This is a genomic window from Pseudonocardia sediminis, from assembly GCF_004217185.1.
Classification (GTDB): Bacteria; Actinomycetota; Actinomycetes; order Mycobacteriales; family Pseudonocardiaceae; genus Pseudonocardia; species Pseudonocardia sediminis.
On the sequence record NZ_SHKL01000001.1, the window covers coordinates 2,106,164 to 2,125,887 of the forward strand.

The 19,724-nt window shown below is 73.4% G+C and carries 19 protein-coding genes; 9 read left to right on the forward strand and 10 right to left on the reverse strand.

Annotation, left to right across the window (positions count from 1 at the left end; all coding sequences use genetic code 11):
- The first annotated feature begins 74 nt into the window (after nt 1–74).
- On the forward strand, nt 75–1,121 hold the full coding sequence (locus EV383_RS09845) for a winged helix DNA-binding domain-containing protein (protein ID WP_130289635.1): 1,047 nt from the start codon (nt 75–77) through the stop codon (nt 1,119–1,121).
- Nucleotides 1,122–1,183: 62 nt separating this feature from the next.
- Here the strand turns inward: EV383_RS09845 and EV383_RS09850 are convergent, their stop codons facing one another.
- Nucleotides 1,184–1,411, reverse strand: coding sequence for a hypothetical protein (locus tag EV383_RS09850; RefSeq protein ID WP_130289636.1), 228 nt, complete (start codon nt 1,409–1,411; stop codon nt 1,184–1,186).
- Between the two features lie 87 nt (nt 1,412–1,498).
- Here EV383_RS09850 and EV383_RS09855 point away from each other — a divergent pair, with 87 nt between their 5' ends.
- The 3 genes from EV383_RS09855 to EV383_RS09865 all read left to right on the forward strand — a co-directional run bounded on the left by EV383_RS09855 (nt 1,499) and on the right by EV383_RS09865 (nt 4,952).
- A complete protein-coding gene (locus EV383_RS09855; protein ID WP_130289637.1) occupies nt 1,499–2,512 on the forward strand; it encodes a helix-turn-helix domain-containing protein in 1,014 nt (337 codons plus the stop codon).
- Between the two features lie 79 nt (nt 2,513–2,591).
- Nucleotides 2,592–3,506 carry a PaaI family thioesterase gene (locus EV383_RS09860; protein ID WP_130289638.1) on the forward strand — a complete coding sequence of 305 codons (915 nt, stop codon included), beginning with the start codon at nt 2,592–2,594 and terminating at the stop codon, nt 3,504–3,506.
- A 78-nt stretch (nt 3,507–3,584) separates the two neighbouring features.
- On the forward strand, nt 3,585–4,952 hold the full coding sequence (locus EV383_RS09865; protein ID WP_130289639.1) for an FAD-dependent oxidoreductase: 1,368 nt from the start codon (nt 3,585–3,587) through the stop codon (nt 4,950–4,952).
- Here the strand turns inward: EV383_RS09865 and EV383_RS09870 are convergent, their stop codons facing one another.
- The 5 genes from EV383_RS09870 to ctaE form a co-directional block, all read right to left on the reverse strand.
- Entirely contained in the window at nt 4,953–5,246 is a 294-nt protein-coding gene (locus EV383_RS09870; RefSeq protein ID WP_130289640.1) for a hypothetical protein, read from the reverse strand.
- 327 nt (nt 5,247–5,573) lie between these two features.
- The gene (gene qcrB / locus EV383_RS09875; RefSeq protein ID WP_130289641.1) at nt 5,574–7,253 is read right to left on the reverse strand and encodes a cytochrome bc1 complex cytochrome b subunit; all 1,680 of its coding nucleotides are present in this window, start codon (nt 7,251–7,253) and stop codon (nt 5,574–5,576) included.
- Nucleotides 7,250–8,386 (reverse strand): cytochrome bc1 complex Rieske iron-sulfur subunit, encoded by a 1,137-nt coding sequence (gene qcrA, locus EV383_RS09880; protein ID WP_242622995.1) that lies wholly within the window; start codon nt 8,384–8,386, stop codon nt 7,250–7,252. Before qcrA ends, qcrB begins: the two co-directional genes overlap by 4 nt.
- Complete coding sequence (gene qcrC, locus EV383_RS09885; RefSeq protein WP_130289642.1) at nt 8,383–9,216, reverse strand: cytochrome bc1 complex diheme cytochrome c subunit; 834 nt, start codon at nt 9,214–9,216, stop codon at nt 8,383–8,385. Before qcrC ends, qcrA begins: the two co-directional genes overlap by 4 nt.
- Before the next feature lie 70 nt (nt 9,217–9,286).
- The gene (ctaE, locus tag EV383_RS09890) at nt 9,287–9,892 is read right to left on the reverse strand and encodes an aa3-type cytochrome oxidase subunit III (RefSeq protein WP_207223477.1); all 606 of its coding nucleotides are present in this window, start codon (nt 9,890–9,892) and stop codon (nt 9,287–9,289) included.
- A gap of 228 nt (nt 9,893–10,120) precedes the next feature.
- Here ctaE and EV383_RS09895 point away from each other — a divergent pair, with 228 nt between their 5' ends.
- Both EV383_RS09895 and trpD read left to right on the forward strand, forming a co-directional pair.
- A complete protein-coding gene (locus EV383_RS09895) occupies nt 10,121–10,516 on the forward strand; it encodes a response regulator (protein WP_130294169.1) in 396 nt (131 codons plus the stop codon).
- Nucleotides 10,517–10,524: 8 nt separating this feature from the next.
- On the forward strand, nt 10,525–11,589 hold the full coding sequence (gene trpD / locus EV383_RS09900; RefSeq protein WP_207223478.1) for an anthranilate phosphoribosyltransferase: 1,065 nt from the start codon (nt 10,525–10,527) through the stop codon (nt 11,587–11,589).
- Between the two features lie 4 nt (nt 11,590–11,593).
- Here the strand turns inward: trpD and EV383_RS09905 are convergent, their stop codons facing one another.
- Nucleotides 11,594–11,872: an Lrp/AsnC family transcriptional regulator gene (locus EV383_RS09905; RefSeq protein ID WP_130289643.1), complete on the reverse strand. Its 279-nt coding sequence runs from the start codon at nt 11,870–11,872 to the stop codon at nt 11,594–11,596.
- Between the two features lie 78 nt (nt 11,873–11,950).
- Nucleotides 11,951–13,717, reverse strand: coding sequence for a DEDD exonuclease domain-containing protein (locus EV383_RS09910; protein ID WP_242622996.1), 1,767 nt, complete (start codon nt 13,715–13,717; stop codon nt 11,951–11,953).
- Nucleotides 13,718–13,856: 139 nt separating this feature from the next.
- On the opposite strand from EV383_RS09910, the gene EV383_RS09915 reads away from it, so the two are divergent.
- Entirely contained in the window at nt 13,857–15,371 is a 1,515-nt protein-coding gene (locus EV383_RS09915) for an NYN domain-containing protein (RefSeq protein WP_242622997.1), read from the forward strand.
- Nucleotides 15,372–15,401: 30 nt separating this feature from the next.
- On the opposite strand, the gene EV383_RS09920 is transcribed toward EV383_RS09915, so the two are convergent.
- Complete coding sequence (locus EV383_RS09920; RefSeq protein ID WP_130289644.1) at nt 15,402–15,731, reverse strand: hypothetical protein; 330 nt, start codon at nt 15,729–15,731, stop codon at nt 15,402–15,404.
- 421 nt (nt 15,732–16,152) lie between these two features.
- Here EV383_RS09920 and EV383_RS09925 point away from each other — a divergent pair, with 421 nt between their 5' ends.
- Nucleotides 16,153–17,298, forward strand: coding sequence for a glycosyltransferase family 4 protein (locus tag EV383_RS09925; protein ID WP_130289645.1), 1,146 nt, complete (start codon nt 16,153–16,155; stop codon nt 17,296–17,298).
- A gap of 69 nt (nt 17,299–17,367) precedes the next feature.
- On the opposite strand, the gene EV383_RS09930 is transcribed toward EV383_RS09925, so the two are convergent.
- Nucleotides 17,368–19,206, reverse strand: coding sequence for an AMP-dependent synthetase/ligase (locus tag EV383_RS09930; protein ID WP_130289646.1), 1,839 nt, complete (start codon nt 19,204–19,206; stop codon nt 17,368–17,370).
- A gap of 122 nt (nt 19,207–19,328) precedes the next feature.
- Between EV383_RS09930 and EV383_RS09935 the strand changes: the two genes are divergently transcribed.
- A complete protein-coding gene (locus tag EV383_RS09935) occupies nt 19,329–19,724 on the forward strand; it encodes a polyketide cyclase / dehydrase and lipid transport (RefSeq protein ID WP_130289647.1) in 396 nt (131 codons plus the stop codon).

Sequence of the window (19,724 nt, forward strand, 5' to 3'; positions counted from 1 at the left end):
CCCGTGCGCGGATATCGCTGCCCGGGCGGCGATATCCGCGCACGACCGTCGGGGCGGTGCGCCACACTGCGCCGGTGCCGGGACGCGAGCGGGTACTGACCGACGACGCCTGCCTGCGCGCCCTGCTGGCGCGTCAGCTGCTCCTGGAGCGGGTTTCGCTGACCCCCGCCCGGGCGCTGGAGCGGGTGTGCGGGCTGCAGACGCAGCACGCGCCGTCGGGGTACCTGGGGCTGCACGCGCGGGTCGAGGGGTTCGAGCGCGCGATGCTGACCGACGATCTGACGCGTGGCCGGATCGTGCAGGCCTGGGCGATGCGCTCCACGATCCACATGCTCTCCGCGCGGGACCGTCCGGTGTTCGTCGAGGCCGTGCGGGAGCCGCAGCGCGCCGACTGGCTGCGCCTGCGTACGGCCCTGTCCGGCGGCGACATCGCCGCCGCGGCCGAGGCCGTCCGCGGGTACCTCGCCGACGGCCCGCTGCGCCAGGCCGAGATCACCGCCCGTCTGGACGCCGACGGCCTGCGCGCGGACGCGTTCCCCGGACTGCAGCACTGGGTGGACCTGGTCCGCGTGCCCCCGGCCGGGACGTGGACGACGCCGCGGGCGCACGTCTACGGGCTCGCCCCGCGGCCGCCGGCGGTCGATCCCGGTACCGCTCGCGCCGAGCTCGTCCGCCGGTACCTGCGGGCGTTCGGGCCGGCCTCGGCACCGGACGTCGCACGGTTCGCCGGATTCCCGGTCGGCCTCGTCCGGGCGGTGCTGGAGGAGATGGACCTGCGCCGGTTCCGTGACGAGCGCGGCGTCGAGCTCGTCGACGTCCCACGTGCCCCGCTCCCGGACGCGGGCGTTCCCGCACCGGTGCGGTTCCTCGGTCCGTTCGACGCGGTGCTGCTGCTCGGGCACGCGGCGCGGGCGCGGATCGTGCCGGCGGTGTTCCGGTCGCGGGTGTTCGCGACGACGATGCCGCGCTCGACCCCGACGTTCCTGGTGGACGGGCGGGTCGCCGGGACCTGGGCACACCGCCACGGGCGGATCACGTGGGAGCCGTTCACCGAGCTGCCGTCCCGCGACCGGGAGGCGGTCGGGCAGGAGGCCGAGCGTCTGCAGGCCTGGTACGGGTGATCGCCGCAACCGGCGGAACGCGACAGAGGTGTCGTGACGGTGCCGGTCCCGCCGATCAGGGGCTATCCCCGCGCCAGCTCGACCCGTATCCGGGCGCGGTCCCGGTCCGGGCGGTCCGCCGCGGCCCACGGCCCCGCGGGTTCCGGGCCGACCGGTATCAGGACGTCCCGGCGTTCCCACCACCGGAGCCAGGCGGTCCGGACGAACGTGGTGACGCGGGTACCCGTGAGCCGAGCGTCGGTGGTCGCGGATCGGGTGGTGGAGGGGGACGGGCACGCTGCTGTGGTCATGGCAATAATCCTGCGCTCGTCGCGATCCCGCCAGAAGTGGCAGGAGAGCCATGGACGCACAAGTTCCTGCCAGCTACCGTCGTCGGCGTGTTGAGAAGCGTCTCCGTCCTCGTCCTGCCCGAGCTCGCGGTGTTCGAGTTCGGTGTGCTGACCGAGGTCTTCGGTCTCGACCGCTCCGACGACGGCCTGCCGGTGTTCGACTTCAAGGTCTGCGGCCCGGAGGCCGGCGTCCCGATCACGACCGGCGGCGGCGTCGACGTGGTGCCCCGGTACGGCCTGGACGCCCTCGCCGGGGCGGACCTGGTCGCGATCGGGGCGACCGGGCTGCGGCACTACGACCCCGAGGTGCTCGACGCCGTGCGGTCCGCGGCGGCCGGCGGAGCGACGATGCTGTCGATCTGCAGCGGGGTCTTCGTACTGGGCGCGGCCGGCCTGCTGTCCGGGCGGCGGTGCACCGTGCACTGGAAGCACGCCCAGGAGCTGCGGGAGGCGCACCCGGAGGCGGTCGTGGAGGAGGACGCCCTCTTCGTCGACGACGGCGACATGATCACCGGCGCCGGGACCGCCGCGGGGATCGACGCCTGCCTGCACCTGGTGCGCCGCGAGATGGGCAGCGCCGTGGTCAACGGCATCGCCCGGCGGATGGTCGTCCCGCCGCAGCGCGAGGGCGGGCAGCGCCAGTTCATCGAGCAGCCGGTCCCGGAGTGCGCGACGGACTCGTTGTCCTCGGTGCTGGAGTGGATGACCGAGAACCTGCAGGTCGACCACACGGTCGCGGCACTGGCGCGACGTGCGGCGATGTCCGAGCGCACGTTCGCCCGGCGGTTCACCGCCGAGACCGGGACGACGCCGCACCGCTGGCTCTCCCGCCAGCGCGTCCTGCACGCCCAGCACCTGCTGGAGGAGACCGACCTCGGGATGGACGCCGTCGCGCACCGGGCCGGGTTCGGTGGCGCGGCCCTGTTGCGCCACCACTTCCGACGCGCCGTGGGTGTGTCCCCGGCCGACTACCGGACCACGTTCCGCAGCCCGGGCCCCGCCTCCACCGACTCCACCGACTCCACCGGCGAGACGGTCACGGAGGACGCGGTCCCGGCCTGAGGCGGTGCGTGAGAGCCCGGTGAGGGAGAGCACGTCGCCCGGTGGACCACTGGGGACGGTCGTGTCGGACGATGATCCGATGGCCGCCACCACCGACCAGGACAGCCCGCACCGACCCTCGGTGTCGGACCGGATGCGGTACGCACCCGTCGAGAGCGGGCTCGGCATGCGCCCGGTCCGGGTCGACGGCGCCGGCATCGCCCTGCGTGCCCCGCTGACCGACGCCACGCGCGACACCGGCACCGGGCGGATCGCCCCGCTGCTGGTGGCGATGCTGGCCGACTCCGGGATCGGCTACCTCGTGTTCTCCGCCGCGAAGCTCGTCGCCGGGGCGCCGACCCTGGACCTGCGGATCGACCAGGTCGGGCCCGCGTCGCCGGAGGCGACGGCCGTCACCGCCGAGCTGACGCTGCTGCACCTCGACGACGAGGTCGGGATCGGGCGGGCCGAGGTCCGCGACGACACCGGCACCCTCGTCGCGCACGCCGTCGCCACGATGGCGATCACCGCCGTCCCGGACCGCCCGGGCGGGCTGGCCACCGGTGCCGCCGCCCCGGCCGGCGGAGGGACCCGGGCCGGAGCGGGGGACCCGGACGACTTCCGCGCCCACGTCCTCCCGTTCGACCCGGACCGCCTGCGCCCGGAGAACCTGACCACCGAGCCGGGCGACGACGGCGGACCCGAGGTCGTGTTCACGCCCGGGACGTCGGCGACGAACCTCAACGGCACCACCCACGGGGCGGTGCTGGCCGGTCTCGCCCAGGGTGCGCAGAGCGTGTTCCTGACCGGCCGGGGCCCTGTCGCCGGGAGTGGGCTCGCGCGCCCGCTGTCGGTCACCGTCGACTACCTGCGCCCGGCCCAGGTGGACGTGCCGCTGCGGGCTCGCACCGAACAGGTCCGTGACGGACGGCGGTTCTGGACGCTGCGCACGGAGCTGCTGCTGCCCGACGGACGGCCGGCGGCGCGGATCACCGGGAACGGGATCTGGACCTGAACGGCACGTGATCGACGGTGTTAGCGTCGTCACGAGGACGCCACCCACCACCACCGGGCGTCCCGTCGGAGGACGACGATGACGCAGGCACCCCGGATCGCGGTGATCGGAGCGGGCCCGTCGGGGCTCTACACCGCGGAGGCCCTGATCAAGGAGCACCCGGACGTCACGGTCGACGTGATCGACCGGCTCCCCGCGCCGTACGGACTGGTCCGCTACGGCGTCGCCCCGGACCACCTCAAGATGAAGTCGGTGATCCGCGCGCTGGTCACCACGTTCGACGACGCCGGCCGCGTCCGGTTCCTGGGCAACGTCCGGGTCGGCGAGGACGGCATCCCCGACGAGGTGCTGCGCGAGTACTACCACGCCGTCGTCTACGCCTCGGGCAGCTCGGTGGACCGCGAGCTCGGCGTCGAGGGCGAGGACCTCCCCGGCAACTTCGGCTCCGGCGCCTTCGTCAGCTGGTACTGCGGGCACCCGGACTTCACCGGTCTCGCCCCCGACCTGTCACGGCCCGGGGCGGTCGTGGTCGGTGCCGGCAACGTCGCCCTGGACGTGGCCCGGGTCCTGGCCCGACCGGCCGGCGACCTGGCCGGCACCGACGCCCACGACGAGGTCGTCGACACCCTGCGCGCCAGCGCGATCACCGACGTCCACGTGGTGATCCGCCGCGGCCCGCAGCACGTCAAGTTCACCCCGGCCGAGCTGCGTCAGATCGGGAAGCTGGACGACGTCGAGGTCCTCGTGCACGACGACGGCGTGCTCGCCGCGGGCGTCGAGGAACCGGCCGAACGCCGGATGCGGCAGAACCTGGAGATGCTCACCGAGTGGGCGCAGAACCCGCCCGGCGCCGGCGGGAGCCGCCGGATCCACCTCCGCTTCCTGCGGTCCCCGGTGCGGGTCCTGGGGGAGGGGCACGCGGCCGGGATCGAGCTGGTGCACAACCGGCTCGACGCCGAGAAGGTCCGTGCCACCGACCGTCACGAGACGATCGAGGCCGGGCTCGTCGTCCGCGCCATCGGCTACGCCGGTGAGCCGATCGCCGGGCTGCCGTTCGACGCGGAGTCGGGCACCGTCCCCCACGAGGACGGCCGGGTGATGCTCGGGGACGAGCCCGTCCCCGGCAGCTACGTCGCCGGCTGGATCAAGCGCGGCCCGACCGGCGTGATCGGCACGAACAAGGGCGACGGCGCGGAGACGGCCGCGTCGGTGCTGAGCGACCTGCCCCGCCTCGCCGCCCCGATCCACCCGGACCGCGACGCGATCCTGGACCGCCTGCCCGAGCACGGGATCGAGCCGGTCGACTGGGAGTCCTGGCTGCGCGTGGACGCCGAGGAGATCCGGCTCGGCGAGGAGCGCGGTGGCACCGAGCGGGTCAAGCTCGCCGAACGGGACGCCATGCTGGATGCGGCCCGGGGGCTGGGCGCGGCCGACGCCGCCCGGTGACTAGTACGGGTCGACCGCGATGACGCACGCCATGTCGAGCATGCGCTCGCCGAAGGCCTCGCACTCGGCGGGCGTGAGCGACATGGTGCAGGAGATCGAGCTGTAGGCGACACCGTCGCGGACATCGACCGAGAACTCGCTGAGCGACCGGCCGCAGGTCTGCAGCGCGGTGGCGACGGCCATGACGCCGTCCATGCCGTCACGGGTGACGACGGTGTGCCGGCGCGGCATCCGGGTCGCGATGTCGGCGATGTCGGGGGAGAAGGTGATCGGGCGATCGGCGGTGATGCTCATGATGATGGCTCCGTGCGTTGCGCGAGAGATGCGATGAACGCGAGCCAGGTCTCGATCAGGAGGGACGCCGGGTGGCGGCGTCGAGCGCGTCGGTGGCCTGGATCAGCCGACGCGCGAGGCTACTACCTCGGCGCGCGGAGCAGGGGTGTGCTCGACGGTGCGCATGTCTTGATCGTAGCAAGGCGGTGCGGCGCACGCCACACGGGACGCGCAGCACTTCTCGCCGAACGAGAAAACGGGCCGGGAGAACCTGCAACGGAGAGCCGGGAACGCGAAGAGCCCCGCCGGAACGTCCCGGCGGGGCTCTTCGCGTCGTGCGTGTGATGCCTACTCGGTGGGCTCCTGCGGACGGCCGGCGTCCGGGCGTCCGGCGAGCTCACGGCGGTCCTCACGGGCGGCGAGCTCCTGCTCGTGCAGCTCGTGACGGGCCCGCTCGAGCGCGACGGTCTCGTCGCTCGGGTCCGGCGTGAGGAGCGAGCCGGAGACCGGCGACCCGGCCGAGCCGAGCTGGTTCATCCGCTTGGGCACCGAGGTGCCCTGGTACTCCAGCGGGATGGCGTGGCCGTGCGAGTCCACGCCGCCCAGGGGCTGGTGCACCTCGATGAACTCGCCGTGCGGCAGCCGGCGGATGATGCCGGTCTCGATGCCGTGCTCGAGCACCGCGCGGTCGGACTTCTGCAGGCCCAGGCACCAGCGGTAGGTGACCCAGTAGGCCATCGGGGGCAGCACCAGCAGGCCGATGCGTCCGGCCCAGGTGGTCGCGTTCAGCGAGATGTAGAAGAAGTACGCGACCCAGTCGTTGATCCCGCAGAGCACGAGCCAGACGTAGGTCGTGATGCCCATGACGCCGAGGGCGGTACGGACCGGCACGTCCCGCGGGCGCTGCAGCAGGTTGTGCAGCGCGTCGTCCTTGGTGAACCTGCGCTCGATCGCCGGATACATCGCGGCGATCACGAACAGGACCGGCAGGAACGCCGCGGTCGGGATGAACGCGGACGGGATCGTGTACTCGCCGAACAGGTAGAACTCCCACGGCGGGAAGATCCGCGCCATGCCCTCGGAGAAGAGCATGTAGAAGTCCGGCTGCGAGCCGGCCGAGATGTGCGAGGCGTCGTACGGGCCGAGGTTCCAGATCGCGTTGATCTGGAACAGGCCGGCCATCATCGCGATGACGCCCGCGGTGACGGCGAAGAACGCGCCGCCCTTGGCCGCGAACACCGGGAGGATCCGGACGCCGACCACGTTGTTCTCGGTCCGGCCGGGGCCGGGGAACTGGGTGTGCTTCTGGTACCAGACCAGGCCCAGGTGGGCCGCGATCAGCGCGAGGCTGATCCCGGGCAGCACCAGCACGTGGATGATGTAGAGCCGCGGGATGATCTCGGTGCCGGGGAACTCGCCGCCGAACAGCGCCCAGTGCACCCAGGTGCCCATGACCGGGACGGTCAGCGTGATGCCCGAGGCGATCCGCAGGCCGACGCCGGAGAGCAGGTCGTCGGGCAGCGAGTAGCCCGAGAAGCCCTCGAAGACGCCCAGGAAGATCAGCAGGATGCCGATGATCCAGTTCGCCTCACGGGGCTTGCGGAACGCACCGGTGAAGTACACCCGCATCATGTGCACGATCATCGAGGCGATGAACAGCAGCGCCGCCCAGTGGTGCACCTGGCGGACGAACAGCCCGCCCCGGACCTCGAGCGAGATCTCCAGGGTCGACTCGTAGGCGCGCGACATGTGCACGCCGCGGAGGTTGTCGAACGGGCCGTTGTAGACGACCTCGGCCATCGACGGGTCGAAGAACAGCGCCAGGTAGGTGCCCGACAGCAGGATGATGATGAAGCTGTAGAGCGCGACCTCCCCGAGCATGAACGACCAGTGGGTCGGGAAGACCTTGTTGAACTGTTTACGCAGACCGGCGGCCGGGTGGTAACGCTGGTCCAGCTGGTCCAGGCCCTCGGCCGCCTTCGCCTCCAGCCCGCCGGAGGACGTCGTCTTCGTCGTGATCGCACTCATGTCGTCTTCTTCCGCTCCCAGAAGCCGGGGCCGACCGGCTCGATGAAGTCGCTTCGTGCCACGAAATAGCCCTGCGCGTCCACTGTAATCGGCAGTTGGGGGAGTGGGCGAGCAGCGGGACCGAACACCGGCTCCGCGTTCTCCGTGGCCAGGAACTGCGACTGGTGGCACGGGCAGAGGATCCGGTTGTCCTGCGCCTGGTACAGCGAGGTCGGGCAGCCCAGGTGGGTGCAGACCTTGGAGTAGGCGTAGTAGTCGCCGTAGTTGAAGTCCTCCTGGCCCGGGCGGACGTTGACCTGGGTTCCGGGACGCAGGCGGATCAGCATCACCGGGGCGTCGGAGGCGCGCTGCGCGTGCAGCAGCTCCTCCTCGTTGCCCCGCTCGGCCTCACGGAACGGGAACACCGTCTGCATCGAGCCGGGCTCCATGTCCTCGGGCCGGATCCGGGCGATCTCGGAGAGGATGCCGGTGTCGGTGCGCAGGTAGACCGTCTCGTCGCCCTCGGGGCGCCAGCCGGTGTGCCAGAGCGCCGCGTCGTCGCCGCCCTTCCACGGGTTGCGGACCAGCGGCCCGAGCGCGGCGATGCCCAGGCCGAGACCGAAGATCCCGGCCGCGGCACCGGCGGTGCGCTGGATCAGCTTGCGGCGCCCGATGGTGGTGTCCTTGCCGGCGGCGGCGAGCTGGGCCATGACCGTGCGGCGGTCGACCTCGTCGGAGCTGCCGTCGTGGCGCTGCTGGACCGAGACCTCGTCCGGGAACAGCTTCTTCACGTACTGGATGACCGCGATGCCCAGTGCGAGCACGGCAAGGCCGAACGTGAAGCCGATGACCGGGGTGTAGAGCGAGTACTCGAAGTAGCCGGGCTGGTCCGGGGCCACGTACTCGTGCGGCCAGAACAGGAAGCCCAGGATGAACGCCAGCCCCGACAGCGCCGAGATGACGAACCAGAGGGCGACCGAGCGCTCGGCCCGCTTCTCCGCCCGGGTCCCCGGGATCGGGAACTTGGGCGCGTTGTGGACGACCTCGACCTCGTCGAGCTCACCGGCCAGGCGGGCCAGCTGCTCCGGCGTCATCCGGTCGAGCTCTTCGCTGGTGGGGCGTCCGCCGCCCCCCGTCGACTCGGTGGTGCTCAACTCTTCGCTCCCAACCACATCGCGAACCCGATCAGGCCCGCCATGCCGACGATGAACACGAGGATGCCCTCGGACGTCGGCCCGATGCCTCCGGCGGCGTACCCGCCGACGTTGTTGCCTCCGTCGGAGACGGACTTGACGTAGGCGATGATGTCCTGCTTCTCCTGCGGCGTGAGCTGCTGGTCGGAGAAGCGCGGCATGTTCTGCGGGCCGCTGAGCATCGCGGTGTAGATCTGCTCCTCGCTCGCCGGGGCGAGCGCGGGCGCGTACTTGCCGGACGACAGCGCGCCGCCGACACCGGTGAAGTTGTGGCACGACGCGCAGTTGAGGCGGAACAGCTGGCCGCCGCGGCCCGGGTCGTCGCCGCGCAGTGCGGCACCGGTGACGGCCGGGGTCTGCGGGCCGCCGCCGTTGGCCTGGATGTAGGCCCCGAGCGCCTCGAGGTTCGCCTGGCCCTCGGGCTTGGCGGGGTCGAACTCCGGCAGCGGGTTCTTGCGCTCGGCCTGCGCCTCCTGGCGGGCCATCGGCATCCGGCCGGAGGACACCTGGAAGTAGACCGCCGCGTCGCCGACGCCGATCAGGCTGGGCCCGCGGTTCGTCACGCCCTGCAGGTTGGAGCCGTGGCAGGTGATGCAGGTGTTGTTGTAGAGCTCTTGGCCCTTGGCGATCAGGGCGGCGTCGGGCTGCGCGTTCGCGGTCTGTGGTTCCGGCGCGAACGCGGCGTAGGCGCCGCCGACCGCGAGCAGGGCCACCCCCAGGGCGAGGATGCCGGCCATCCGGCGCCGCAGCTTGCCGTGCGGTCTGGTCTTGGTACTAGGACTCTCGGTCATCGCGGGGGTCTTCCAACCTTCACGGGTCGTGGCGGTCTGTCCGGGCCGGACGGGATCGGGTGCGCGTCAGCTACCGGATGAAGTAGATGACGGAGAACAGCCCGATCCAGACGACGTCGACGAAGTGCCAGTAGTAGGACACGACGATCGCGGCCGTGGCCTGGGCCGGGGTGAACTTGCTCAGCTTGGTACGGATCAGCAGGTAGACGAAGGCGATGAGACCGCCGACGACGTGCAGGCCGTGGAAGCCGGTGGCGAGGTAGAAGACGGTGCCGTAGGCACCGGACGGGATGGTCAGACCCTCCTCGATCAGGGTCCGGTACTCGTTCGCCTGGCCGATCACGAAGATCGCGCCCATCACGAGGGTCACCACGTACCAGCGCCGCAGGCCGAACACGTCGCCGCGTTCGGCCGCGAACACGCCGAACTGGCAGGTGAACGAGGACGCCACGAGGACGATCGTCACCACCAGGGCGTAGGGCACGTCGAGCTCGAACGGGGCCGGTGGCCACGTCTCGCCCGGAGGGTTCTGGGCCCGCGCGGTGAAGTACATCGCGAACAGCCCGGCGAAGAACATCAGCTCGCTGGAGAGCCAGACGATCGTGCCGATGCTGACCAGGTTGGGTCGGTTCAGCGAGTGGATCCGCGCGCTGATGTTCGGTGCCGCTGTCGTCACCGGGGCATTATGACCCCACGCGAACTTCTACAGCCTGTCGGGATACCGATCGGTACGTCACGAGCGGCCGACGGTCCCCGTCGGCGGCACTCGTGTGAAGTCAACGTGTGATCCCGGGCGTGAGTTCCCGCCGGCGGTGAGCGCACTAGTATTCCGCGCGTGGCGAGCGGAACGGCGGAACAGATCGGCGGCGGCGGAGCGGCCCCCCGATCGACGCGGACATCGACGGTGCTGGTCTACAGCCACCGTCCGGAGGTGCGCGAGGGCATCGTCAACGCGGTCGGACGGCGGCCCGCGCCCGACGTCGGGCGGGTGACCTTCCTGGAGGCGGGTGGCGTGGCCGAGGTCCTGGCCGCGTGCGACGCCGGCGAGGTCGACCTCGCGATCCTCGACGGGGAGGCCCAGCCCACCGGCGGGATGGGGCTGGCCCGCCAGCTCCGGCACGAGATCGTGAAGGACTGCCCGCCGATGATCCTGACCGTGCGCCGCCGCGACGATCGCTGGCTGGCGACCTGGTCGCAGGCCGACGCGGTGCTGGTGCACCCGCTCGACCCGCTGGAGACCGCCGAGGTGGTCGCCCAGGTGCTGCGCGAGGCCCAGGCCCGCGCCGTCGTGCGCGGCTGAGCCGGGGCATGAGCGCTGCCGCCGGTGTGCCCGAGTTCACCTGGCCCTCGATCCTCGGGCACCTGATCGCCGGACGCGACGTCGGCGCCGCCCAGACGAACTGGGTGATGGACCAGGTGCTCTCGGCCGAGGCGACCCCGGCCCAGCTGGCCGGGTTCCTGGTGGCGCTGCGGTCCAAGGGAGAGACGTCGGAGGAGATCCTCGGCCTGTCCGAGGCGATGCTCGCCCACGCCCGGCGGGTGGACGTCCCCGGGCGCGCGGTGGACGTCGTCGGCACCGGTGGTGACCAGGCCCACACCGTCAACATCTCCACGATGGCGGCGCTGGTGACGGCCGCGGCCGGCGCGCCGGTGGTCAAGCACGGCAACCGCGCGGCGTCGTCGCAGGCCGGGACGGCGGACGTGCTGGAGGCCCTCGGCGTCGCGATCGAGCTGAGCCCGGACGCGGTGGCCCGCTGCGTGCGCGAGATCGGGATCGGGTTCTGCTTCGCCCCGGCGTTCCACCCGGCGATGCGCTACGTCGGCGGGGTGCGCCGCGAGCTTGGCGTCCCGACCGCGATGAACGTGCTCGGCCCGCTGATCAACCCGGCCCAGCCGGCGGCGGGTCTGGTCGGCTGCGCGGACCGGCGGATGGCGCCGATGATGGCGCAGGTCTTCGCCTCGCACGCCATGTCGGTGCTGGTCGTGCGCGGCGACGACGGCCTCGACGAGCTGACGACAACCACCACCAGCACGGTCTGGGTCGCCGAGGGCGGCACCGTCCGCGAGGAGACGCTCGACCCGTCGGCCCTGGGCGTCCCGGTGGCCACGCCGGCCGACCTGCGCGGCGGGAGCCCGGCCGTCAACGCCGAGGTGGTGCGCGAGCTGGTCGGCGGCAAGCCCGGACCGGTGCGCGACGCCGTGCTGCTCAATGCGGCCGGGGCGCTCGCGGCCTACGACCGTCCGGGGCCGGACCTGACGGCGTCGGTGTCGGCCGGGATGGCCCGCGCGGCGGACGCGGTGGACTCCGGCGCGGCGGCGGACCTGCTCGCCCGCTGGGCGGAGCTGTCGAGGCGCCTGGCCGCCGGCGGTTAGTCCGTCAGTCGAGCCCGATCGAGAACGCCGCGTCGGTGTCGGCGCGGGAGTACGAGCGGAACGCGATGTGGGTGTCGGTGCTCCGCACGCCCTCGATCTTGCTGAGCTGCCCGGCGATGACCTCGGCGAGCTGCTCGTGCTCGCGGACCTTGACGATCGCGACCAGGTCCACGTCGCCGGCGCAGGAGTAGACCTCGGTGACGCCGTCCAGGTCGGCGATCGCCTGCGCGGTCTCCGGGATCCGGTCGACGGCGGTGTGCACCAGGACGATCGCGGTGATCATGGTGTGACGGTCTCCCTCGGTCGGGTGCGGCCGGCGAGCACCGGCGCTGACCCGCGCGAGGCTAGTCCAGATCTGGGGTCAGGCCCGTCCCAGGGACTGCTCCGACGGCGCCGCCGCCCCGTCCGTGCCCGCCGCCGCGCGGGCCCTCTCCGCCCACTCCCGCCAGCTCCCGGCGCCGTGGGCCGGCTCGGACCACGACGGGTCGCACCGCACCAGCCGGGTGCCGCCGGTGGTGAGCCAGCGGTAGACCAGCCGCACCTCCTCCGGCGGCGCGCCGCGCAGCGGGCCCGGACCGGGCAGCACGGTCTGCGCGCTCGCGCACAGGGACTCCACCACCGGCATCGGGCGCACCCCGCGCGGGGCGACCCCGGCGCCGGCCAGGCGGCCGAACCGCACCACGGCCAGCTCCCAGCCGCCGCGACCGTCCGGACGGGCGCCGACGACCTCCTCCAGCGCCGCGAACGTCGCCAGGGTCTGGGCCCGGTCCAGGCCACCGACCAGCCCGGCCAGCCGGTCCCGGGCCCGTGCGGCGCTCTCGTAGCGCTCGTCGGCCGACCGCTCGGCCACCGTGGCGGCCAGCGTGTGCAGCGGGGCGTCGTCGGCGCCGGAGACCAGGTCGTGCCAGGCGTGCACCGCCGGCGCGTACTCCTCGACGGCCTGGTGCCCGGCGCACGGCGCGGCGCAGTGGCCCAGCTCGTGCAGCGCGCACGGCGACGCGGTCGGGTTCCGCGCCGGGATCCGCTGCGAGCAGCGGCGCAGCGGGACGGCGTCGAGCAGCACGTCCACCGCGTCGCTCGCGACGCGCTGCGAGCCGAACGGGCCCAGCGCGCCCTCGCGCGGGGTGGCCACGATCGAGAGCCGGGGGAACGCCTCGGCGGTCGGGGCCACCCACCAGACCCGGCCCGGGTTGCGCGAGCGGCGGTTGTAGCGGGGGCGGTGCGCGGAGATCAGCCGCAGCTCCCGCACGCCCGCCTCCAGGGCGTGCGCGCAGACCACGGTGTCCACCCGCTCCGCCTGCGCGACCATGTCCCGGATCCGCCGCCGTCGTTCCCCGGCGGTGAAGTAGCTGCGGACGCGGCGGTGCAGGTCACCGCTCGTGCCGACGTAGAGCACCTCGTCGCCGGTCCCGCGGAACAGGTAGACCCCCGGCGCGGACGGCACGTCGCGGGCCAGGTGGCGCTGCTGGCGCTGGCGCTGGGTCGGCCGGTGTGCCGACGCCGTCTTGGCCAGGGCGAGCAGCTCCTCCAGGCTCTGCACACCCAGGTTGCCGATCCGTTCGAGCAGGTGGTGCAGCACCTCGACGGTGGCGCGGGCGTCGGTCAGCGCGCGGTGGTTCGGCTCGGTGGTGCAGCCGAAGTGCGCGGCCAGCGCGCCCAGCCGGACGCTCGGGCACTCGGTGCGGGGGAGTACCGCGCGGGCCAGCCGGGCCGTGCACAGCACCGGGGGCCGCGGCCACGCCTGGCCGAGCTGCTCGCAGGCGGCACGCAGGAACCCGGCGTCGAACGGTGCGTTGTGCGCGACCAGCACCGAGCCGGACAGGAACTCCAGGACCGAGGGCAGCACGACCGGCAGCGGGGGAGCGCCGCCGACCATCGAGGTGGTGATCCCGGTCAGCCGGGCGATGTCGGGCGGGATCGCGATGCCCGGGTCGACCAGCGTGCCGAGCTCGCCGATGCGCTCGCCGCCGCGCACCTTCACCGCCCCCACCTCGGTGATCGCGTGCTGACGGCTGCTGCCGCCGGTGGTCTCCAGGTCCAGGACGACGAACGTCACCTCCCGTAAAGGGGTGCCGAGCTCGTCGAACGACAGTTGGGGAGCGGGTCCGTCGGGCAGTCGTGCGGGCACGGTCGCGGACAGTAGGGGTGGGCACCGACAGTTTCGGTCCGGCCACGGCTCCGGGCGGGCACGGGTCCCGTCTCACCCCGACGCGCGGCCCACGGGTGAAACGATGGCCGGTGCGCGACAGGGCGGATAGCCTTGCCCGATGTACCCCGACGGCACGCGCGGACCGGAGCAGCCCGGTCACGCCGTGGTGCCCGGGGACGGGGCGCTGTCCGGGGACGGGGAGCCGGAAGCCGCCGGACCGCGATCCACCGAGCCGGCCCCCGTGGACGCGACGTCCGGTGAGCCGGCGCTCACCGAGCCGGCTCTCACCGAGCCGGCGCCCACGGACTCGGCGCCCACTGAGCCGGGCGAACCGTCGATCGCCGAGCTGTGGTCGCGCCTGCCCGATCCGTTGCGGGGCCGTCTCGCCGAGATCGCGGCGGCCGCGGTCGGGGGGATGCCCGCGGCCGAGGTCCCGCAGCCGTTGCGGCGCTTCGCGCGGTTCACCCCGGCCAAGCGGGCCCGTCTGGCCGGGCCGGTGCTGTGCGCCGAGCTGGAGGGCAGCGCGCCGTTCCGGACGGCCGTCCTCGCCTGGTGGTCCGAGCACCGGCCGGGTGAGCTCGAGACCCGTGCCGACGACCGCCTGAACGCGGCCGCGGCGGCCCTGCTCACCGCGCACCCGTCGACGGCGCAGCTGGTGGCCGCGGCGGAGCGGCACGGCGAGCTGGGCGAGGTGCGCGCCGAACGCGACGAGGCGCTCTCCCGGGTGGACAAGCTGACCGTGGAGATGGAGCGGCTGCGCGGTGAGCTGACCGAGGCGCGCGAACAGGCCCGGACGGCCGCCCAGCACCGCGACACCGAGTACCAGCAGCTGCGCCGCCGGGTCAGCGAGCAGGGCAGCCGGCTGCGGACCGCGACCGACACCTGCGCCGAGCTGGAGCACACGGTCGCGCAGCTGCGTTCCGGGGTGGACCAGCGTCTCGACGAGGCGGTGGCCGAGCGCGACCGCGAGCGCGAGCGCGCCGACTCCGAGCGCAGGCGCGCCGAACGCGCGGCCCGTGAGGTCGCCGCGGCCCGCCAGGCCGCACGCGAGGCACGACAGGGCGACGAGGTGCGCCTCGGACTGCTGCTCGACACCCTCGGCGGGGCGGTCAACGGGCTGCGCCGCGAGCTGTCTCTGGGCGGGGGCGGACCGCGACCGGCCGACACCGTCGCCGGTACCCGCAGCGGCGCCGTCGGGGGCGACTCCGGGGGAGCCCCGGTGGACGACCTCGCCGCGCTCGACGCGATGCTCGGGCTGCCGGCTCTGCACCTGGTCGTCGACGGCTACAACGTGAGCAAGACCGGCTACCCGGACCTGACCCTGGCCGACCAGCGCACCCGTCTGACACGTCAGCTGGCCGCGCTCGGCTCCCGGACCGGTATCGAGGTCACCGTGGTGTTCGACGGGGCCGCGGTGACCGCGGCGCCGCTGCGCGGCACCCGCGGGGTCCGGGTGCTGTTCAGCGACCCCGGGGTCCTGGCCGACGACGTCGTCCGCGACCTGGTCGCCGCCGAGCCGCGCGGTCGTCCGCTGCTGGTCGCGACGTCGGATCGTGAGGTGGTCACCTCGGTCCGCCGCCGCGGCGCGCACACCGTGCCCTCGGCGGTCCTGCTCCAGCGCCTGCACGGCTGAGCCCTCGGGCCTCTCCGGCAGCCCCGGCCCTCAGCCCGCGTCCCGCACGTACCCGGGCGTCGTCGGGGGCGCCGGGCGTCCCGCCTGGACCAGCCGCAGCCGCGGGATCAGTCCCTGGTCGGCCAGCACCTCCAGCGCGCGCCGCTCCGGCTCGGCCAGGTACATCGGCTCCGAGAGCCGCTGGGGCTCCGACGGGTGGGCCGGCTCGGCCAGGTGCACCGCGCCGGGCCGGTGGTCGGGCACGTCCACCGGAAGGTAGGGCACCGGCCGGTCGATCTCCGGGGTGCCCATCAGCACGCCGATCACGCAGTCGCCGCAGGCCGTACCGCGGACCTCGCAGGTGTCACAGTCGATGATCATTCCGCCTCCTCGTCACGTCCCGCGTCACGTCCCCCGGCCGCTCGGGGAGCGGCCCCGGGGAAGTGCTCGTGCGTTCGACGCGGACGGTAGAGGTGGGCACCGACAAAAACGCGTCCGCGCAGGTCGGACGGGGTCCGCGGCGGAATCCTTCGGTTTCCGCCGAAATCGTTCGTTGCCGATCCGTAACCGCCGATGGCCGCACTCGTTCACCTGAACAGCAACACCCGCTCACCGGGAGTCGCGGCGCAGTGGTCCCCACCACTCGGACGGCGCAACGAACGGTGGGTGGCGCGGAATCGTCCGCTCCCCCAAGAGGAGACCGGACGGCGGCCCCGCTCCCCGACGCGCGAGAGCGCGTGCGGTGGCCGCCGTCCGGGTCCCCCGGAGCCCCCGGCGCGGGAGGGCACTAGCGTTCCGGCCCGTGGCCCGCACGCTCCTGGTGACGAACGACTTCCCGCCGCGTGCCGGAGGGATCCAGAACTACCTGCACTCCCTGGCCGACGCGCTGCCCGCCGGCGAGCTCGTCGTCTACGCCCCCTCCTGGCGCGGCGCGGACGGGTTCGACGCCGCCCTGCGCCACCCGGTGCACCGCCACCCGACGTCGCTGATGCTCCCCGGCCCCGACGTGGCCTGTCGCGCCGTCGCGCTGGCCCGCGAGTACGAGGCGTCGACCGTCTGGTTCGGCGCCGCGGCGCCGCTGGCGCTGCTCGGGCCGGTGCTGCGCCGCCGCGCCGGGATCGACCGGGTCGTGGCCAGCACGCACGGGCACGAGGTGGGCTGGTCGATGCTCCCCGGTGCCCGCCAGGCGCTGCGGCGCATCGGTGACGACGCCGACGTCGTCACCGTCGTCTCCCGCTACACCCGGTCCCGGTTCGCCGCCGCCTTCGGCCCGCGCGCCGCGCTGGAGCACCTGCCCCCGGGCGTCGACACGTCGGTGTTCGCCCCGGACCCGGCCGCGCGGGCACGGCTGCGCGAGCGCTACGGACTCGGGGACGCGCCGGTGGTCACCTGCGTGTCCCGGCTGGTCCCGCGCAAGGGCCAGGACATGCTGGTCTCGGTTCTGGACCGGGTCCGCGCCCGGGTGCCCGGCACCCGCCTGCTGCTGGTCGGCGGTGGGCCGTACCGGGAGCGGCTGACCCGCCTCGCGCACGAGCACGGCGTCGCCGACCACGTGGTGTTCACCGGCGGGGTGCCCTCGGACGAGCTGGCCGCCCACCACGCCGTGGGTGACGTGTTCGCGCTGCCCTGCCGGACCCGCGGCGGCGGCCTCGACGTCGAGGGACTGGGCATCGTGCTGCTCGAGGCCGCCGCGTGCGGGCTGCCGGTGGTGGCGGGGGACTCCGGGGGCGCGCCGGAGACCGTCGCCGAGGGCGAGACGGGGTTCGTGGTCGGCGGCCGCGACCGCGACGCCCTGGCCGACCGGCTGGTCACGCTGCTGCGCGACCCGGACCGGGCCCGGCGGATGGGCGCGGCCGGCCGCGAGCGGATCGTGCGGGACTGGAGCGGCCCGACCCAGGCCGAGCGGCTCCGGGGGTTCCTGGGCGGCGAGACCGCGCGGCGGCCGTAGGCCTCGGACGACACCGGCCCGGCACCCCGGGAGAGGGGTGCCGGGCCGGATGGTCGGGAGGAGCGGCGCTCAGCCCTTCTGCGAGGCGTTGTCGTAGATGGCCTCGATGTCGTCGGAGTACTTGTCGACGACGACGTTGCGCTTGACCTTCAGCGTCGGGGTGATCTCCCCGCCGGCCTCGGTGAAGTCGCCGGGCAGGATCCGGAACTTGCGGATCTGCTCGGCCCGCGACACGGCCTGGTTGGCCTCCTCCACCGCGGCCGCGATCTCGCCGCGCAGCTCCGGGTCGTCGATCAGGTCCGCCGCCGAGCTCGCCTCGCCGACCGGCTTGCCGTTGCGCTCGCGCCAGCCCGGCAGGGCCTCCGGGTCGATCGTGACCAGGGCCGCGATGAACGGCTTCTGGTCGCCGATGACGATGCACTGCCCGACCAGCGGGTGGGCGCGCAGCCGGTCCTCCAGCACGGCCGGGGCGACGTTCTTGCCGCCGGCGGTGACGATCAGCTCCTTCTTCCGGCCAGTGATCTTGAGGAAGCCGGCGTCGTCGAGCTCGCCGATGTCGCCGGAGTGGAACCAGCCGTCGGTGATCGCCTCACCGGTGGCCTTCTCGTTGTGCCAGTAGCCGCGGAAGACGATGTCGCCCGACAGCAGGATCTCGCCGTCGTCGGCGATCCGCACCGCCGTGCCCGGGAAGGGGCGCCCGACCGAGCCGACGCGCTGGGCGTCGAGGGTGTTGATCGTGATCCCGGCCGAGGTCTCGGTGAGGCCGTAGCCCTCGAGCACCGGCAGGCCGATGCCGCGGAAGAAGTGCCCGAGACGGTCGCCCAGCGGGGCGCTGCCGGACACCGCGGCGACGACCTTGCCGCCGACGGCCGCGCGCAGCTTGCCGTAGACGAGCTTGTCGAACAGCGCGTGCCGGGCCTTGAGCAGCAGGTTCGCCCCGCCCGAGTCGAGGGCGCGGCTGTAGGCGATCGCGGTGTCCGCGGCCGCGTCGAAGATCTTGCCCTTGCCCTCGCCGTGGGCCTTGAGGCGCGCGCCGTTGTAGACCTTCTCGAACACGCGGGGGACCGCGAGCAGGAACGTCGGCTGGAACTCGCCCAGGTCGGGCAGGAGGTTCTTGACGTCGGGGGAGTGGCCGATGACCGTCCGGTTGATCATCGCCGCGCACTGGATGGCCTTGCCGAACACGTGCGCGAGCGGCAGGAACAGCAGCACCGAGCCGTCCTCGGAGAGCAGCTCGGGGAAGATCCGCCCGACCGTGCGGCACTCGGTGACCAGGTTGCGGTGGGTGAGCTCGCAACCCTTGGGACGCCCGGTGGTGCCGGAGGTGTAGATCAGCGTGGCGAGGTCGTCGGCAGCGACGGCGTTGCGGCGGGCGTGCACCTCCTCCTCGGAGATGTTCGAGCCCAGCCCGGTCAGCTGCTCGACCGCACCCGGCGCGTCGGGGGAGGCGCCGGAGGCCTCGATCTGCCAGACCGTGCGCAGCCCGTCGAGCTGGTCGCGCACCTTGTCCACCGAGGCGACGTGCTCGTCGGTCTCGACCACGATCCCGACGGCGCCGGAGTCGGAGACGATCCAGGCGATCTGGTCCGGGGACGAGGTCTCGTAGATCGGCACGGTCACCGCGCCGGCGGCGAGGATCGCGTAGTCGAACAGGGTCCACTCGAAGCGCGTCCTCGACAGCAGCGCGACCCGGTCGCCGGCCTGCACGCCGGCGGCGACGAGGCCGCGGGCCACGTTCACGACCTGGGTCGCGAACTCGGCGGCGGACACCTCGGACCAGCCACCGGAGGCGTCACGGCGGCGGAACAGCGTCACATCGGGGTGGGCGCTCGCATTGTCGAAGACCGCGGCGGCGAGGTTGTCCTCGGCGCCCACGGACACCACAGCGGGCACGGAGTACTCACGCACGGAATCGACCTCCTGGCGATCGTCGGCAGGTTACCGGTAGTAACGCTACCGCGCGCGGCCCCGCGTGAACACGGATCCGGGCATGTCGGACACGACATCGTGACCTCTGGTAGGTAAGGACCGTGCCCTCGATCGACGTCGTGGACGAGACGTTCCTCGCCGTGCCCCCCGAGCGGGTCGCGACGGAGTTCGCCGACCCCGCACTGTGGCGTCACCTCTGGCCGGACCTCGACCTGGAGGTGATGACCGACCGTGGCGTGCAGGGGATCCGCTGGACGGTGACCGGCGCCCTGGTCGGCAGCATGGAGGTCTGGCTGGAGCGGGTCCTCGACGGCACGGTTCTGCACTACTTCCTGCGCGCCGAGCCCGCCGCGGAACCGGTGGGGAAGGCCGGTGCCCGGGCCGCGCGCCGGGACCGGGCACGGACGGTGGCCCGCCAGCGGGACGCGAAGGCCGTGGCGTTCGGGCTCAAGCGCCGCCTGGAGCAGGGCCGCCCCGCCGGGGTCCCGCCCGGGTAG

Coding starts and splice junctions, on each gene's coding strand:
- qcrB (WP_130289641.1), bottom strand. CDS start 7,253: ATGAGTGCGATCACGACGAAGACGACGTCCTCCGGCGGGCTGGAGGCG.
- EV383_RS09915 (WP_242622997.1), top strand. CDS start 13,857: ATGTACCCCGACGGCACGCGCGGACCGGAGCAGCCCGGTCACGCCGTG.
- EV383_RS09860 (WP_130289638.1), top strand. CDS start 2,592: ATGGCCGCCACCACCGACCAGGACAGCCCGCACCGACCCTCGGTGTCG.
- EV383_RS09905 (WP_130289643.1), bottom strand. CDS start 11,872: ATGATCACCGCGATCGTCCTGGTGCACACCGCCGTCGACCGGATCCCG.
- trpD (WP_207223478.1), top strand. CDS start 10,525: ATGAGCGCTGCCGCCGGTGTGCCCGAGTTCACCTGGCCCTCGATCCTC.
- EV383_RS09850 (WP_130289636.1), bottom strand. CDS start 1,411: ATGACCACAGCAGCGTGCCCGTCCCCCTCCACCACCCGATCCGCGACC.
- qcrC (WP_130289642.1), bottom strand. CDS start 9,216: ATGACCGAGAGTCCTAGTACCAAGACCAGACCGCACGGCAAGCTGCGG.
- EV383_RS09920 (WP_130289644.1), bottom strand. CDS start 15,731: ATGATCATCGACTGTGACACCTGCGAGGTCCGCGGTACGGCCTGCGGC.
- EV383_RS09865 (WP_130289639.1), top strand. CDS start 3,585: ATGACGCAGGCACCCCGGATCGCGGTGATCGGAGCGGGCCCGTCGGGG.
- EV383_RS09870 (WP_130289640.1), bottom strand. CDS start 5,246: ATGAGCATCACCGCCGATCGCCCGATCACCTTCTCCCCCGACATCGCC.